General features: G+C 67.1%; 13 protein-coding genes. 4 read left to right on the top strand and 9 right to left on the bottom strand.

Annotated elements, in window-relative coordinates; translation table 11 throughout:
- Positions 1-3: 3 nt before the first annotated feature.
- The 3 genes from EJO66_RS03155 to EJO66_RS03145 form a co-directional block, all read right to left on the bottom strand.
- Positions 4-753: a DUF4198 domain-containing protein gene (locus tag EJO66_RS03155; protein WP_206168824.1), complete on the bottom strand. Its 750-nt coding sequence runs from the start codon at positions 751-753 to the stop codon at positions 4-6.
- Between the two features lie 47 nt (positions 754-800).
- Positions 801-2,906: a TonB-dependent siderophore receptor gene (locus EJO66_RS03150; RefSeq protein ID WP_125964590.1), complete on the bottom strand. Its 2,106-nt coding sequence runs from the start codon at positions 2,904-2,906 to the stop codon at positions 801-803.
- A gap of 66 nt (positions 2,907-2,972) precedes the next feature.
- On the bottom strand, positions 2,973-4,577 hold the full coding sequence (locus tag EJO66_RS03145; RefSeq protein WP_124957463.1) for a phospholipase D family protein: 1,605 nt from the start codon (positions 4,575-4,577) through the stop codon (positions 2,973-2,975).
- 184 nt (positions 4,578-4,761) lie between these two features.
- Here EJO66_RS03145 and EJO66_RS03140 point away from each other — a divergent pair, with 184 nt between their 5' ends.
- From EJO66_RS03140 to EJO66_RS03125, 4 genes are all read left to right on the top strand, one after another.
- Positions 4,762-6,864 (top strand): TonB-dependent siderophore receptor, encoded by a 2,103-nt coding sequence (locus tag EJO66_RS03140; protein ID WP_125964588.1) that lies wholly within the window; start codon positions 4,762-4,764, stop codon positions 6,862-6,864.
- 30 nt (positions 6,865-6,894) lie between these two features.
- On the top strand, positions 6,895-8,091 hold the full coding sequence (locus tag EJO66_RS03135; protein ID WP_124957461.1) for a PepSY-associated TM helix domain-containing protein: 1,197 nt from the start codon (positions 6,895-6,897) through the stop codon (positions 8,089-8,091).
- On the top strand, positions 8,088-8,270 hold the full coding sequence (locus EJO66_RS03130; protein WP_124957460.1) for a hypothetical protein: 183 nt from the start codon (positions 8,088-8,090) through the stop codon (positions 8,268-8,270). Before EJO66_RS03135 ends, EJO66_RS03130 begins: the two co-directional genes overlap by 4 nt.
- A 63-nt stretch (positions 8,271-8,333) precedes the next feature.
- Positions 8,334-10,487 carry a TonB-dependent receptor gene (locus EJO66_RS03125; protein ID WP_125964587.1) on the top strand — a complete coding sequence of 718 codons (2,154 nt, stop codon included), beginning with the start codon at positions 8,334-8,336 and terminating at the stop codon, positions 10,485-10,487.
- Between the two features lie 3 nt (positions 10,488-10,490).
- Here the strand turns inward: EJO66_RS03125 and EJO66_RS03120 are convergent, their stop codons facing one another.
- The 6 genes from EJO66_RS03120 to metK all read right to left on the bottom strand — a co-directional run bounded on the left by EJO66_RS03120 (position 10,491) and on the right by metK (position 15,993).
- Entirely contained in the window at positions 10,491-11,795 is a 1,305-nt protein-coding gene (locus tag EJO66_RS03120; protein ID WP_125964586.1) for an NAD(P)/FAD-dependent oxidoreductase, read from the bottom strand.
- A 9-nt stretch (positions 11,796-11,804) separates the two neighbouring features.
- Positions 11,805-12,536, bottom strand: a complete 732-nt coding sequence (locus EJO66_RS03115; protein ID WP_124957457.1) for an amino acid ABC transporter ATP-binding protein — start codon at positions 12,534-12,536, stop codon at positions 11,805-11,807.
- The gene (locus EJO66_RS03110) at positions 12,533-13,183 is read right to left on the bottom strand and encodes an amino acid ABC transporter permease (RefSeq protein ID WP_021005842.1); all 651 of its coding nucleotides are present in this window, start codon (positions 13,181-13,183) and stop codon (positions 12,533-12,535) included. Before EJO66_RS03110 ends, EJO66_RS03115 begins: the two co-directional genes overlap by 4 nt.
- Positions 13,184-13,220: 37 nt before the next feature.
- On the bottom strand, positions 13,221-13,982 hold the full coding sequence (locus tag EJO66_RS03105) for an ABC transporter substrate-binding protein (RefSeq protein ID WP_125964585.1): 762 nt from the start codon (positions 13,980-13,982) through the stop codon (positions 13,221-13,223).
- Between the two features lie 30 nt (positions 13,983-14,012).
- Positions 14,013-14,684, bottom strand: coding sequence for a helix-turn-helix domain-containing protein (locus EJO66_RS03100; RefSeq protein ID WP_240648499.1), 672 nt, complete (start codon positions 14,682-14,684; stop codon positions 14,013-14,015).
- 127 nt (positions 14,685-14,811) lie between these two features.
- On the bottom strand, positions 14,812-15,993 hold the full coding sequence (gene metK, locus EJO66_RS03095) for a methionine adenosyltransferase (protein WP_124957455.1): 1,182 nt from the start codon (positions 15,991-15,993) through the stop codon (positions 14,812-14,814).
- Between the last annotated feature and the right edge of the window lie 61 nt (positions 15,994-16,054).

The raw sequence follows: 16,054 nt of genomic DNA, 5'->3' as shown, positions 1-16,054 counted from the left end.
TGGCTATTCCGGCGCGTGTGCAAGCACAAAGGACAGCGATGCCAGGTGCTCCACCTTGTCGGTCTTGAGTGGGTCTTCCGGCGGTGCGGCCAACAGGGCGGTGACGACGTTCAGTCCCTGGTTGCGCACCTTGATGACCACGCTGCCGTCGGCGCCGCTTTCCACCGGCCTGGCGTCGGGGTCGTTGACAAAATCACTCAGCACCAGGGCGCCCGCCACGGGCTTGCCCTGGTAGAGCACGCGCAAGCGCAGGTCCTGCCCGAGCTTCTCGGGCAGGCTGGAATCGACCGGGACGATCTGCAGCGCGTGCCCGGGCAGCGGCGGCAGTGCGCTGCGCAGCGGGCTGCGCAGATGCACCGCATATTTGAAGTTGTGGCCGCTCGTGAGCGCGCCGGGGACTTCGTTCTTGCCCTTCTTGAGCCATTTGCCTTCCGGCGTCTTGCTCCAGATGCCGTTGTCGAGCACCGCCGCGACGATGGCGGGTTTCTCCTTGGTGTCCACGAGCAGCAGGCGTCCATTCACCTCCAGGGCAGTCGGCACGGGTTTCCCGAATGCGTCATAGGCGCTGACCGAGGTGATCAGCGGCTGCCGCTTGACCGTGTCCAGGTCGTCGGCGCCTTCGCCATAGATCAACGCGAGTTCGCCCGAGCGCTGGGCGAACCAGATGCCGTGCGCCTGCGCGCCCGCGGAAGAAAGTACGGCCGCCGCTGCGAGCGTGGCCAGGGCGGCGATCCGGTGCAGCCTGTTCATCATGGGGAGTCCAGTCGAAAAAATGCGGATACGGGGTGAATGCACGGGCTTCAGAGGTCCAGCTTCAGGCTGGCCACGACGCTGCGCTTGGCGCCCGGAATCACATACAGGTTGCCCCACGAGGCGGTGTAGAAATTCCTGTTGAAGAGGTTGTGCACGTCGATCGACACGCGGGCGGTCTTGTTGATCTGCCAGAAGCTCACCAGCTTGACGGTGGTGTAGGCCGGCAGCGCATAGGTGTCGGCGCTGTTGCCCGAACGGTTGCCGACGTAGTTGATGCCGGCACCGACGCCATAGCGGCTGCCATCGGCCAGCGCATCCTCGCGGATGGCGAACAGGCCGGCGCTCGTCCTCGGGATGTTCACGATGCGCGTGCCGGGTGCAAGCGTTGCGTCCTTCGAGATGCGGGCGTCGACGTAGGCGAAATTTCCGCTCACCCGCCAGTTCTTGTCGATCTGGCCGTAGACGTCCGCCTCGAAGCCGCTGCTCTTGACCTCGCCGGCCGCAACGGAGAAGCCGGAGGTGTCGCTTGCCGTCAGCACGTTCGTCTTCTTGATGTCGAACACGGCCAGGTTGGCGCCCAGGCGCTGGTCCAGCGTTTGCAGCTTCACGCCGGCCTCGAGCGCGGTGGAGCGCTGCGGATCGAAGGCCTGGCCGTTCTTGTCGGTGCCGCTGTTGCCGCGAAACGACTTGCCGGCGGAGACGTACCAGGAGCTCCAGCCGTTCGGCAGGTAGGTGAGGCCGGCGCGCGGCGAAACGGCATCGTGCTTCTGGGCACTGTTGCGGTTCACGCGGTCCTCGATGCTTTGCCTGAAGTGGTCGTAGCGGGCGCCCACCAGCAGCTTCCACTGCGGCGAAAGGCTGATCTGGTCTTGCAGGAACACCGCGCTCGCACGCTGGTGCTCGTCCGAACTGGAGGTGAGCGACGTGAGCGGCGGCCGGGGCCTGCCGTAGACGGGCTGGTAGATATCGATCGGATAGTTGCCCGAGCGGAGGATTTCGGTGTTCATCCACAGCCTGGAGGCTTCCACGCCGACCAGCAGCGTGTGGGCCAGGGCGCCGGTCGTGAACTTGCCTTCCAGCTCCGCCTGGAAAGAGGTGTCGCGCGACGGCAGCTGGCGCCAGGTGGCGCGGCGGTTGAGCGTCCGGTTGTCGCTGGCCAGCGAAGTCGCTTCGGTGTAGTTGCCCGAGAAGGTGCTTTCCTTGTAGCTCGCACCGAGGCGCGCGCGCCAGTTTTCCGACAGCTGGCGGTCCAGCGCGAGCTGGTGCGTATTGCTGGTGAGCGTCATGTTGCCGTCGCCAGGCTCGTTGAGCACCCGGTCGCGCGGCAGGGTTCCGAGCAGGCCGCGAACGTTGATCAGCCCGCGGTCCAGCGGCGTTTTCGAACGCAGGAACTCGGACTCGTAGTTGAGCACTGTCTTGTCGTCGATCACCCAGGTCAGCGCGGGCGCGACCAGGGTGCGCCTGTTGCTCAGCAGGTCGCTTCGGCTGTCGCCTTCTTCCACCGCCAGGTTCAGCCGGTAGGCCACGTTCCGGCTCAGCGCGCCGGTGCTGTCCAGCGTGCTGCGGCGCAGGCCCTGGCTGCCGATGCTGAAGTCGGCCGTGTTGCGGCGCGTGAACTCCGGCTTTTTCGTGACGATGTTGATGGTGCCGCCCGGCTCGCTGCTGCCGTAGACGGCCGAAGCCGGACCCTTGAGGAATTCGAAGCGCTCGACCGTGGCGGTGTCGCGCGGCGGGTTGTAGCCGCGCGATCCGGGGAAACCGTTGACCAGGAATCCCATGTCGGTACTGCTGAACCCGCGAATGCCGAAGTTGTCCCAGGTGCCGCCGAAGTCATTGAGGCGCGTGATCCCGCTGACAAAACCCACCGTATCGGCCAGGCGCGTTGCACCCATGTCTTCGATCAGCTGGCTGGAGACGATGCGCACCGATTGCGGCACCTCTCGCAGCGGCGTGCTGGTGCGCGTGGCGCCGCTGCTGGTCGTGGGGTTGTAGCCACCGGATTCGGGCTCGGCGACAACATGCACTTCGGGCAGCGATGTGCTCGCTGGGTCCGGCTGTCCGGTGCCGGTGCCTTGTGCCATGGATAGCGGGGAAATGGAAGCGAGGGGGAGCAAGGCGAAGGCGATGCCTGACGGCCGGATGCGGGATCTCATTGCAATTTGTAGACGTTTTACTTACGGTTAATGAGAATGGATCTCATTACCTATTGTAGACGTACGCTACAGCTGGTCGGTCGGCACGAACCAGGAGAACAGCAGCAGCTGCAGCCGCGTGAGCAGGCTCGAATCGGGCTCGCTGTCCAGCACCTCGTTGTCCACGTCGCCGGTGCCTATCCATTGCACGTTCTCGCCGTCGGGCATCAGCACGACGCGGTAGACGCCCTCGATGTCGTCCAGCTGGTAGGCATACAGCAAGGCCTGGGTCAGCTCGAAACTTCGCACGCGAACGCCGAACTCGGTGTTCAGCCGCGCCGAGCGCGGGTCGAGGTTCATCGAGCCGAGCAGCACCCATTCGCGGTCGACCAGCGCGAGCTTGGCATGCAGGCGGCCGCGCGCCTTCTTGAGCAGGTCGCGCAGCTGCCGGTTGCGCCTGAGCTGCTGGGTGCTGACCTCGTAGAGGTTCACGCCCAGCTTCAGCATGTCGACGCGATAGCGGTTGTAGTTGATGTTGACCAGCGGCTCGTCGCTGTCGGCCAGCGAATTGGTGATGACGCTGATGCGCACGCCGCGCTCCCGGCCCTCGCGGATGCGGGCCATGCCTTCGTCGCCGGGGATGAAGTAGGGCGAGATCACCACGACGTCCGAGCGCGCCGTGGCGGTCATTTCATGAAAGCGCGCGGCCAGCGATTCGGCCGGCGACGCGAGGGTGCCCAGCGCCTTGTTGGGGCTGTCGGCCGCGGCATGGGCGTCGGCGCGCATCCACTTCATGCGGCCGATGTCGGCCAGCTGGGCGCTGAGCGGCGGATCGCCCATCAGGTCGGTGCCGGGCAGAGCGTCGGGCGGCGGGGCATGGGCCGGCGAGGTGGCGGCTTCGAACTCTGACTTCAGTGCCTCCGGCGTGCCGCTGGCGCCGGCGATCCGCTGGAGCGGGTAGACGACGTCGCTGTTCCAGTAGGTGTCGAAGATGCGGGCGGCCTCAGGGACCACCGGGCCGGCCATGATCAGTTCGAAGTCGATGAAGTTGGCGCCCTCGCTGCGCAGGAAGTATTCGTCGGCCAGATTGCGCCCGCCCGCGATGGCCATGGCGCCATCGGCCACGAAGAGCTTGTTGTGCATGCGATGGTTGAGGCGGCGGAAATCGCCGAAGAACTCGAGCCAGCGCGTGGCCGAGTGGTCGCGGGCATTCACGAAGGGGTTGAACAGCCGGACCTCGGCGTTCGGTTCCGCGGCCAGGCCGAGCAGCAGGCGGTCCATGCCCGTTGTATGGAAGTCGTCGAGCAGCAGGCGCACCCGCACGCCGCGCCGCGCGGCATCGCGCAGTTCGCGCAGCAGCAGGCGGCCGGTCTTGTCGTTGCCGAGCTGGTAGGTCTGCACGTCCAGGGAGGCCTGGGCCCGCCGCATCAGCTCGAACCGCGCATCGAGCGCAAAGGACGCCTCCACCAGCGGCTGGATGCTCGACAGGCCGTCGTGCGCAGCGTTCAGGCTGGCCGCGGCGCGGCCGAGCGTGGTGGAAGGGGAGGCGGCCATCGACAGCGTCGGCGGCTCGGGCGTGCGCGGTGGCAGGCCGGCGCAGCCGGCGAGCATCCAGGCGATGCCGGCGGCCACCAGCCACAGCGCCAGGCCGCGCAGCGCGGGAAACGAAGAGGCGATGAGCTTGTCGGGCATGGGGCCTGGGGACGCACACGGCGTGCGGCCGGGATCGTAGCCGCTTTGCGCTGCGCCACGCTGCGCCGCCGGCGCAAGCGCTGCCGGAACGCCCCCTTGCCGATGCCGGGAAATCGGAACAAATGAGACTTTATAACTATTAGAATGCGAATCGTTCTTAATAATTTTACGGAGTGGAGCAGGAATGAAGAGGTTGATGGCGGGGCGCAAAGTCGCATCGGTGCTGGCAGGCTGTATGGCGATTTATGTGCATCACCAGGTTCTGGCCCAGACCACGGCGCCCGGCGCCTTGCCGGAAGTGAAGGTCGATGCAAGCGCCGAGGCCGAAACCGCAACCTCGCCGGTGATCGGCTACCGCGCCAGGAACGCCGCAACCGCCACCAAGACCGACACGCCGCTGGCCGAAACGCCCCAGTCGGTCACCGTGGTCACGCGCGACCAGATGGTGGACCAGGGCGCGGGCAATCTTCAAGACGCGCTCAACTATGCGGCCGGGGTGCGCTCCGATGCCTATGGCCAGGATTCGCGGACCGATTCCGTGCGCATCCGGGGCGCTACGCCCGACGTCTACCTGGACGGCCTGCGCCAGTCCTATGGCTACTACACCAGCACCACGCGCACCGAGCCCTACACGCTGGAGCGGCTCGAAGTGCTGCGCGGCCCGGCGGGCATGCTGTTCGGCGCGGGCACCGCGGCGGGCGTGGTCAACATGGTCAGCAAGCGTCCGCTGCAGGAAACCCAGCGCGAAGTGGGCGTGCAGTTCGGCAGCTTCGGCCGCAAGCAGATCCAGGCCGACCTCACGGGGCCGCTGAATGCCGACGGCAGCCTGTCGTACCGGTTGATCGCATTGCAGCGCAAGTCGGACTCCCAGGTTGACCATGTGCCCGACGACCGCAGCGTCATTGCGCCTTCGCTGACCTGGCGGCCCAACGCGGCAACCTCGCTCACGTTGCAGGGGCTGTGGCAAAAGGACAAGAGCGGCAGCAGCTCGCAGTTCCTTCCGTGGGAGGGCACCTTGCTGCCGAACCCGAACGGACGCATTCCCGTCAGCCGCTTCATCGGCGAGCCGGGCTTCGACTACTACAACAGCGAGCGCAAGACCTTCGGCTGGCAGTTCGAGCACAGGTTCAACGAGAACTGGCGCGTGCGGCAGAACTTCCGCTACGCCAAGAACGAGAACGACAACCGCTACCACTATGGCGCCGCCTTCAGCGGCGCCGAAAGCTGGGACGCCACCGATCCGATCTTCAAGCGCGTGCTTGGCCGCTACTACGACAGCTATCTCACGCGCAACCGCACGCAGACGCTCGACAACCATGTCGAGGGCCATTTCGAAACCGGCGCGCTGAAGCACACGCTGCTGGTCGGGGCGGATTTTTCCAGGCAACGCGAGAACGTGTGGGGCGCGACGACCTTCGACACCATCGACGTCTACGCGCCCGTGTACGGCCATGTCGACCTGCCCGCGCGCGCGCCGCTGCCGCGCACCCGCCAGCGCCAGACCGGCGTCTACCTGCAGGACCAGATCAAGCTCGACAACTGGATCTTCGTGGCGGGCCTGCGGCACGACAGGGCGGTGTCCAGCGCGGCAGGCAGCGACGAGCAGAAGAGCAGCGCGACCACCAAGCGCTTCGGCCTGATGTACGCCATGCCTTCGGGCTGGTCGCCGTATGTCAGCTACACCGAGTCGTTCACGCCGCAGTCGCCGCGCAACGGACAGATCTTCACGCCCTTGCGCGGTGAGCAATGGGAAGCCGGCGTGAAGTACGAGCCGAAGGACCGCGCGCTGGCGTTCAGCGCGGCGGTCTACGATCTGCGGGAGAAGAACCAGATCACTTCGCCGTCGCCGAATGTGTACACGCAAGCCGGCAAGACCAAGACCCGGGGCGTCGAGCTCGAGGCCAAGGGCTCCATCGGTCCGAACCTCGATCTCGTCGCGCACTACAACTACACCGACGCCGACGAGCAGATCGAGGGCCTGCCCAAGCACCAGGCGAGCGTCTGGGCCAAGTACCGCTTCTCCATCGGCGGCGTCAGCGGCTTCTCGGCCGGTGCCGGCGTGCGCGTGATGAGCTCGTTCCGCGACCTGCAATTCGGCGTGGGACCGCGCGTGCCGGGCGTTGCGCTGGCCGACCTCGTGTTCGCCTACGACACCGCGCAGTGGCGCTATGCGCTCAACATCAACAACGTGACGGACAAGGCGTATTTCAGCACTTGCCTGTCGCGCGGCGACTGCTGGTACGGCTCGCGCCGCAACGTCGTGGCCAGCGCGACCTACCGTTTTTAATATCTCACTTTCGACGAGGGCAGCAACGACATGAACAGCCGAAAGATCAAGACCTGGGCCTGGGTGCACAAGTGGAGCAGCCTGGTCTGTACCGTGTTCATGCTGCTCCTGTGCATCACGGGCTTGCCACTGATCTTCCATCACGAGATCGGCCACCTGCTGGGCACCGAGGTCGAGTCGCCCAAGATGCCCGCGAATACGCCGCGCGTGAGCCTGGACCGTGTGCTCGAAACCGCGCGTGCGAAGCACCCCGACCGCGTGGTGCAGTTCGTTTCGCAGCCCGAGGACGACGACGGCCTTTGGTTCGTCACGCTCACGCCAACTCCTGCACCCACGGACGACTTCAAGTCGGTGGCGGTGGACGCGCGCACCGGCGCCGTGCTTGCGCAGCCCAAGCTCGACGAAGGCTTCATGTACGTGATGTTCAAGCTGCACGTCGACCTGTTCGCCGGCCTCGCGGGCAAGCTGTTCCTGGGCTTCATGGGCTTGCTGCTGCTCGTGGCCATCGTCTCCGGCGTGGTGCTCTACGCGCCGTTCATGCGCAAGCTCGACTTCGGCACCGTGCGGCGCGAGAAGCGCCCGCGCCTGAAGTGGCTCGACCTGCACAACCTGCTGGGCATCGTCACGCTGGTGTGGCTGTTCGTGGTGGGCTCCACCGGCATGATCAACACCTGGGCCGACCTGGTCATCAAGTACTGGCAGTACGACCAGCTCAGCGCGCTTCTTGCCCCCTACAAGAACGAGCCGACGGTGCCCGTGGCCCAGCGCGCATCGGTGCAGCGCTCGATGGAGGCCACGCTCCAGCAGACGCCCGACATGAAGCTGTCCTTCGTCGCGTTCCCCGGCACGGCGTTCTCGAGCCCGCACCACACCACCTTCTTCATGCGCGGCAACGAACCCTTCACCTCGAAGCTGCTGCAGCCGGTGCTGGTCGACGCCAAGACGGCCCAGGTGACCGCGGCGCCGAAGATGCCCTGGTACCTGACGGCGCTGCTGGTGTCGCAGCCGCTGCACTTCGGCGACTACGCCGGCATGCCGATGCAGATCATCTGGGCGCTGCTCGACATCGCGACCATCATCGTGCTGGGCAGCGGGCTGTACCTGTGGCTCAAGCGCGGCAACACCGTGCCTGCCCCGGCTGCACCGGTGCCGGCAGGCCCCGGGCACAGGCCGCAGCATGGCGGGCAGCAGCCTGATCCGGCGCCTGCCATGAAGGTGCAGGCATGAAGCAGCGCCACAGCTTCTGGCACATGTGGGGCTGGCCGATCGTGCTCGGCGTGCTGACCACCGTCGGGTTGATCTCGGCGCTGTTCAGCGACGGCGGGCTTGGAGACATGCTGGCCTGGTTCGCGCTGGGCGTTCCCGTTGCCGTGTGCGGCTGGTACGGCTGGCGCAGAAAAACCTGATTCCGCTGCGACCGGGTTCCTGCTAGTACGGGCAGGGGCGCACGCCGAAGCAGAATCGGCGCAATGAAGAAGCCTGCACTTTCCGCTACCGCCACAGCCGCTGTCCGCCTGCTCCTGCTGGGAGTTCCGCTCGCCGCCCAGTCGCAGCAGCAACAGGAAACGCAGCCGCTGGCCGACCGCGGCAGCCTGCCCGCAGTCACCGTCTCCACGCCGCGCGGCGAGGTCGCTCCGTTCAACGTGCCGGGTTCGGTGGACCGTGTCGATGGCGCCGAGATGCGCGACAGCCGGCTGCAGGTCAATCTTTCCGAAAGCCTGGGCGGTGTTCCGGGCCTGCAGGTGCAGAACCGCATGAACTATGCGCAAGACCTGCAGCTGTCCGTCCGCGGCTTTGGCGCGCGTTCCACCTTCGGCGTGCGCGGCGTGCGGCTGTATGTCGACGGCATTCCCGCCACGCTGCCCGACGGCCAGGGCCAGACCTCCAACATCGACATCGGCTCGCTCGACCGCATCGAGATATTGCGGGGCCCGTTCTCGGCGCTCTACGGCAATTCGTCGGGCGGCGTGCTGCAGGCCTTCACCGCATCGGGCGAGGGGGCGCCGCGGCTTTCGTACTCGGCGGCCGGAGGGAGCTTCGGCACCTGGCGCCAGTCGCTCCAGGCCAGCGGGTCGCAGGGCGCGGTCGACTACCTGTTGAATGCCAGCCGCTTCCAGACCGACGGCTGGCGCGAGCACAGCGCGGCGCGGCGCGACATTGCGAACGGCAAGCTCGGCATCGCGCTGGACAACGGCGACAAGCTCACGCTGGTGCTCAACAGCGTGCGAGTCAGCGCGCAGGATCCGCTGGGCCTCACGGCCGGGCAGTACGCGCTGGCGCCGCGCAGCGCACCGCTTGCCACGCAGTTCGACACCCGCAAGACCGTGGAGCAGACGCAAGCGGGCCTGCTCTATGAACGGCGCATCACCGCTGCGCAGTCGCTGCGGCTCATGGTCTACGGCGGCGAGCGCAAGACCGTGCAGTACCAGTCGATCCCGCCGTCGGCGCAGCAGAACCCGCTGCATGCGGGCGGCGTGATCGATCTCACGCGCCAGTACGGCGGGGTCGATCTGCGCTGGACCGCCGCGCTGCAGCTGGCCGACCGGCCGCTCGAACTGGTGGCGGGCCTGGGCTACGACAGCCTGCGCGAGAAGCGCCGCGGCTACGAGAACTACCTCGGACGCGCGGCCTCGCCCGTGCTGGGCGTTCAGGGACACCTGCGGCGCAGCGAGCGCAACGAGGTCTGGAACCTCGATCCTTACGCGCAGGCCACCTGGCGCCTCGCGGAGCAATGGACGCTCGAGGCCGGCGTGCGCCGAAGCAGCGTGCACTTCGATTCGCAGGACCGCTACATCGTGGGCGCCAACCGCGATGACAGCGGCAGCGCGCGCTACAGCAAGACGCTGCCCGTGGCTTCGCTGCGCTACCAGGCCACGCCCGATCTCGCGCTGTATGGCTCGATCGGCCGGGGCTTCGAGACGCCGACGCTCAATGAGCTTTCCTATCGCGCAGGCGGTGCCAGCGGGCTCAACTTCGCGCTGCGGCCCTCGGTCAACGACAGCGTCGAACTGGGCGCGAAGGCAAGATTGGGGGGCGGCCTGCTGACGGCGGCGCTGTTCCAGACCCGCACGCGCGACGAGATCGTGACCGACACCAACACCGGCGGCCGCGCCACTTTCCAGAACGCGGGGCGAACCCGGCGCACCGGCTTCGAGCTGGCCTGGCAGCACGAGACAGCCAACCACTGGCGCACCCAGTTGGCCTACACCTGGCTCGACGCACGCTACCGCGATGCCTTCTGCTCGCCGTCGCCCTGCGCGGCATCCAACACCGTGGCGGCGGGCAACCGCATTCCGGGGATCGCGCGGCAGTCGCTCTTCGCATCGCTGGGCTGGGTGCCGCCCGAAGGCTGGCGGGCCGGCGTCGAGATGCGTGCGCTCGGACGCATGCAGGCCAATGACGCCAATACCGCCAGCGCGCCGGGCTATGCCGTCGCGGCGCTGTACGCCGGCTATCTGAAGAAATGGGAGCGCTGGGAGCTCGACGCCTTCGCGCGCGTCGACAACCTGTTCGACCGCCGCTACGTGGGCTCGCTGATCGTCAACGAGGGCAATGCGCGCTACTACGAGCCCGCGCCGGGCCGCAACTGGACGGTGGGCCTGAGCGGCGCCTACCGCTTCTGAGGCTCAGACGCCGCCGTCCGTCATGCGGTACCAGCCGATCACGGCCGACACATAGAGGCGGCGCAGGCCATAGAGCGGGAACGGCCGCATGTCCGATGGCTGCACCGGCAGCGCCTTCTTGTCCCCTGTGGCGACATACTGCGCCAGCGCCTGGCCCATGCGCGTCTGCAGGCCGACGCCGCGGCCCTGGCAGCCGATGTCGATCAGCAGGCCCGGTGCGGGCTCGTGCAGGTGCGGCAGGTAGTCGCGCGTGATCGCGACATGGCCGCACCAGCGGTAGGCAATGGGCACGCCGGCCGCCTGCGGGAACAGCTTGGCAACCACGTGCTCCAGGTGCGACCAGTCGCCCGGCTGGCCGGTGTCGGGTTCGCGGAAGGTGCCGCGTCCGCCCATCAGCAAGCGGCCGGCGTGGTCCAGGCGGTAGTACAGCAGGAGGTTGCGCGCATCGGAAGACACGTGGCCTTCGGGCAGCACGGTCTTGCGTATTGCCTCGGGCAACGGCTCGGTCGCGACCTGGAACGAGTTCGCGTTGATGATGGTCTTGCGCAGGCCGGGCCACAGGCCGTCGGTGTAGCCGTTGGTGCACATCACCACGCGCTCGGCCGTCACGCGCGGGCCGCGCGCGGTGGCGGCCTGCCATTTGCCGTTGGCCTGGACGAGTTGCGTCACGGGCGTGCCGGTGTGGATGGCCACACCGGCCGACTGCGCCGCGCGCGCCAGTTCGCGCGCGTAGCTCAGCGGCTGCACGCCGCCGCCACGTGGATCGAGCCAGCCGCCGAAGTACTTGTCGGTGCCCAGCAGGCGCGCAGTCTCGTTGCGGCCGAGCTGGCGCGCGGCCACGCCCTGCGCCTGCCAGTCGCGCGTGCGGCGCTCGGCCAGCTGCAAGGCGGCCGGCGTGTGGGCGCCCTGGATCCAGCCCTGGCGCGTGCGGGGCACGTCCATGCCGTGCTTGTCGATCAGCTCGAACACCGCGTCCGCCGTGCCCTTGGCAAAGTCGACCAGGCGCTGGCCTTCTTCGGGGCCGAACATGCGCAGCAGTTCGCTCGGATCGTGCTTGAGGCCCGGAATGACCTGGCCGCCGTTGCGGCCCGAGCCGCCGAAGCCGATCTCCTTCGCTTCGAGCACCACCACGCGCACGCCGCGCTCGGCCAGGTGCAGCGCCGTGCTGAGGCCACAGTAGCCGGCGCCAACGACCATCACGTCGGCCTGCGTGTCGGTGTCCAGCGGCGCGGTTGCCGGTGCGGGCGCCGCGGTGGCGGCCCAGAGCGACGGGGCGAGCGGAAAGAAATCCTGCGGCGCGTTCGGCATGAAGGCCTTTCAGATCGGGTGGAGCACGCGGCGCAGGAAGTCCTGCGTGCGCGGGTTCTGCGGGTTGTTGAGCAAGCCGGCGGCGGGGCCCTGTTCGACGATCACGCCGCCGTCGATGAAGATCACGCGGTCGGCCACTTCGCGCGCGAACTGCATCTCGTGCGTGACCACCACCATCGTCATGCCGGTGCCGGCGAGCTTGCGCATCACCTGCAGCACGTCGCCGACGAGTTCGGGGTCGAGGGCCGAGGTGGGCTCGTCGAACAGGATGGCCTTGGGCCGCATGGCCAGCGCGCGCGCAATGGCCACGCGCTGCTGCTGCCCGCCCGAGAGTTCCGGCGGATGCGCCTCGGCCTTGTCGGCCAGGCCGACGCTCGCGAGCAGTTCCTTCGCATGCACGATGGCGGCGGCGCGGTCTTCGCCCTTCACGTAGACGGGCCCCTCGATCACGTTCTCGAGCACCGTGCGGTGCGGGAACAGGTTGAAGCGCTGGAACACCATGGCCACTTCGGCGCGGATCGCCTTGATCGATGCATGGCGGTTGTCCACGCGGCGGCCGTCGATGTCGACGCTGCCGCCCGAATAGCTCTCGAGCCCGTTGATGCAGCGCAGGATGGTCGACTTGCCCGAACCCGAAGGCCCGACGATGCAGACGACTTCGCCCTGAGAGATGGAGGCGTCGATGCCCTTGAGCACGTGGTGGCTGCCGAAGGATTTCTGCAGCCCGCGGATCTCGATCATTTCTTGCCCCGCTTCTCGAAGTGGCGCACCAGCAGGATGAGCGGCACGCACATGATCAGGTAGAGCAGCGCCACCAGCGAGAACACGGTGGCGTTCTGGAAGGTGGAAGTGGCGATCAGCTTGCCCTGCAGCGCGAGCTCGGCCACGGTGATGGTCGAGGCCTGCGACGAGTCCTTGAGCATCATGATCATGATGTTGCCGTAGGAGGGCAGCGTGATGCGGAAGGCCTGCGGCAGCACCACGCGCCGCATCGTGAGCCGCCAGCTCATGCCCATGGCCTGTGCCGCCTCCACCTGGCCGTGGTCCACGGCCTCGATGCCGGCGCGGAAGTTCTCCGACTGGTAGGCCGAGTAGGCGATGCCCAGGCCCAGGATGCCCGCCTGCAGCGCTGTCAGCGAAATGCCGAAGTCCGGCATCACGAAGTAGATGAAGAACAGCAGCACGATGATCGGAATGCCGCGCAGCAGGTTGATCACGCCCGCGCTGATCTTCGCGAGCAGCGGAATGCCCGAGACCCGCATTGCGGCCCAGACCAGGCCGAGCAGCGTGGAGATCACCAGCGAGCCCAGCGTCACCAGAACCGTGAGCTTGGCGCCCTGGAGCAGGATCGGCAGGAACTCCCAGACGTTGTGCAGGAAGGTGCTCATGAGCGGGGTCTGTCAGTGGGCAGGCAGAAAGTGCCGCTCAGCTGTTGAGGCCCCACTTCTTGAGGATCGCGTCGATGCTGCCGTCGGCCTTGAGCTTGGTCAGTGCCGCGTTCACCTTGGCCATGGTTTCGGTGTCGCCCTTGCGGGTGGCGATGCCGATGCTGTTGACCATGGTCGGCTGGTAGGTCGTCACCAGGCGCAGGTTCGGGAACACGTTCTTGGAGATCGCGTAGGCGGCAATCGGCGAGTCGAGCACGCCCGCGTCGATGCGCCCGGCATTGGCGTCGCGCATCAGGTCGGCGGTGGTGTCGTAGAGCTTGACCTCGCTGAAGATGCCGAGTTTTTGCAGCGGCTCGACGAAGGCGGTGCCCACCTGGACGCCCATGCGCTTGCCCTTGAACTCGGCGAAGCTGCGGTAGGCGGTGGCGTCCTTCACGGGCACCACGATGCCTTCGCCGTAGCTGTAGATCGGCTGCGAGAAGTCCACAACCTCCTGGCGCACCGGCGTGATGAACATCGCGGCCGAGATCAGGTCGATGCGCTTGGACGTGAGCGAGCCGATCAGCGCCGAGAACTGCATCGGCTCGATCTGCACTTCGAAGCCCGAGGTCTTGCCGACGGCCTTGACGATGTCCGCCATGATGCCGTCGATGGTGTTGGTCTTGGTGTCGAGAAAGGTGAAGGGGTTGCCGGTGGGCGTGGACCCGACCTTGAGCACGGTCTGGGCCGAGGCCTGGCCGCCGAATGCGAGGGTCAGCGTGGCCAGCACGAGGGCTGCGAGGGAAGAAGCGATTTTCATGGTGAGTTCCTCTTCGAAAAAGATCGGGGCCTATGCGGGTGAACAGGTGATCGCCCAAAGGACGGTGGTGGGGGTGGTTCCGGGATTGCGCCAGCGGCGCGGCATGCCCCCGTCGTAGCAAAAACTGTCGCCGGCCTTCAGCTTGAGCAGGCGCTCGCGCACGAAGAGTTCGAGCTGCCCCTCGATGACGTAGCCGACCTGTTCGCCCTTGCGCGTGAAGAACAGGTCGTCGCCCGTGGAGCCGCCCGGATCGATCACTGCCCGGTACATCTCGACGCCACCCGCGGCGGCGGGTGGCGTGAGGTTTTCCTTGTGGATGCCCTTGTCGCCGAGGTCGATGCGCTTGTGCGTGCCGGCGCGTGCCACCGCGCCTTCGGCCTCGCCCTCGCTGTACTGGGTGTTGCGCACCAGGGTCTCGATGGGCAGCTGCAGTTCCTGCGCCAGCGCGCCGAGCGTGCGCATGGAGATGGAGCGATGCCCGCGTTCGAGCTGGCTCAGCAGGCTGACCGAAATGCCGCAGGCTTGCGCCACCTGCTGCAGCGAGCGGCCGAGGGCCTGGCGCCTTCTGCGCAGTTGTTCCCCGAGCCAGAGGTCGATGACCGAATGGATGCGCTGTGCCCGGCCGGCATCGGGCGCCGGAACAGAGGCGGGAGGCGGATGAACCGGCAATTGCGACACCAAGAGCCTTTGTAAAATTTTCACAAGACGCTCAAGTTTTACACACAACGCCGCGCACCGCCAGCAAATTCGGCCGGGGTATTCCAGAAGCGCAAATGCCGGCGCGAGGCCGGCATTTGCGTGGGGGAGGGGGCGGAAAGCCCCCGGTGGATTACAGGCCGGCCGCGGCGCGCAGCGCAGCCGCCTGCGTCGTCGCTTCCCAGGTGAACTCGGGCTCTTCGCGGCCGAAGTGGCCGTAGGCGGCGGTCTTCTGGTAGATCGGGCGCAGCAGGTCGAGCATCTGGATGATGCCCTTGGGGCGCAGGTCGAAGAACTCGCGCACGAGCTCGGCGATCTTGGCGTCGGGGATCACGCCGGTGCCTTCGGTGTAGACCGTGATGTTCATCGGCTGGGCCACGCCGATGGCGTAGGCCACCTGGATCTGGCACTGGCGCGCGAGGCCGGCGGCGACGATGTTCTTGGCCACGTAGCGCGCGGCGTAGGCGGCCGAGCGGTCGACCTTCGACGGGTCCTTGCCCGAGAACGCGCCGCCGCCATGCGGGCAGGCGCCGCCGTAGGTGTCGACGATGATCTTGCGGCCCGTGAGGCCGCAGTCGCCCTGCGGACCGCCGATGACGAAGCGCCCGGTCGGGTTGATCAGGTAGCGCGTGTCCTTGAGCCATTCCTTCGGCAGCACGGGCTTGATGATCTCCTCGATGATGGCTTCGTTGAACGAGGCCTTCATCTTGGTGGGCGTTTCGCTCTGGTCGGGGCTGTGCTGGGTGGAGAGCACCACGGTATCGATGCTGTGGGGCTTGCCGTCCACGTAGCGCATGGTCACCTGGCTCTTGGCGTCGGGCCGCAGGAACGGCAGGCGGCCGTCCTTGCGCAGCTGGGCCTGGCGCTCCACGAGGCGGTGCGCGTAGTAGATGGGCGCGGGCATCAGCTCGGGCGTCTCGTCGCAGGCGTAGCCGAACATCAGGCCCTGGTCGCCGGCGCCGGTGTTCAGGTGGTCGTCGCTCGCGTGGTCCACGCCCTGGGCGATGTCGTTGGACTGCTTGTCGTAGCAGACCATCACGGCGCAGCCCTTGTAGTCGATGCCGTAGTCGGTGTTGTCGTAGCCGATGCGCTTGATGGTGTCGCGCGCCACCTGGATGTAGTCGACGTGCGCGTTGGTCGTGATTTCGCCGGCGAGCACCACGAGGCCGGTGTTGGTGAGCGTTTCGGCGGCCACGCGGCTGCGCGGGTCCTGCTCGAAGATCGCGTCCAGGATGGCGTCCGAGATCTGGTCGGCGACCTTGTCGGGGTGGCCTTCGGAAACCGATTCGGAGGTGAAGAGGAAGTCGTTCGCCATTTTGTTCAAAGCTCCTTGAAGTGATTTGGCGCGTTGCCAACTCTGCGGAGCCCTGGCGAAC

The organism is Variovorax beijingensis (genome assembly GCF_003951285.1).
GTDB lineage: Bacteria > Pseudomonadota > Gammaproteobacteria > Burkholderiales > Burkholderiaceae_C > Variovorax > Variovorax beijingensis.
This window is presented reverse-complemented; position numbering and strand designations above follow the sequence as displayed.